This is a genomic window from Psychrobacter sp. 1Y4 (genome assembly GCF_051847555.1).
This window is the reverse complement of sequence record NZ_JBPYDE010000967.1, coordinates 1-558: the sequence shown is the minus strand read 5'-3', so window position 1 is coordinate 558 and position 558 is coordinate 1. Positions and strand designations below refer to the sequence as shown.

General features: G+C 49.6%; 1 protein-coding gene. It reads right to left on the bottom strand.

What is annotated here, in order from left to right; genetic code table 11:
• A partial coding sequence (pxpB, locus tag ACS8FC_RS19880) for a 5-oxoprolinase subunit PxpB (protein ID WP_439298053.1) occupies window positions 1–558 on the bottom strand: 558 nt, incomplete at both ends.

Sequence of the window (558 nt, the reverse complement as noted above, 5' to 3'; positions counted from 1 at the left end):
GGTATCACCAGCGCTGAGTAAGGTTGGCGAATCTTTGGTCAAGTCAAATAACGCGGTGTCTGGCTGACCTAATAACTGCCATCCGCCTGGGGAGGCAAAAGGATAAATGCCTGTCTGCTCCCCGCCGATACCGACCGACCCTGCAGGCACGTGCGTCCTTGGGGTAGTATGTCTTGGGAAATGTAGCGACTCAGACAAGCCGCCAAGGTAAGGAAAACCGGGCTGAAAACCAATAAAATAAACGGTGTAAATAGCGCTGGTGTGCAGATCGACTACAGCATCAGCAGACATACCCAAAGCTTCTGCCATTGCGGCCAAATCAGGGCCATATTTGCCGCCATAATGTACTGGTATCTCGATATGCTTGCCGTCGATGGCCTTTTCAGGCATCTCCTCAAGCAGAACAGTCAGTTTGTTTTGTAGCGCGTTAAACTCATCCCATGCTAGCGGGTGACTAAACACACTAAGTGTATTCATACCGATAATGACTTCGATAACTTCGGGCATGGTTTCAATAATATCCGCCAGCGCCCAGCACTTTTTCTGTTTGTCTAGGCT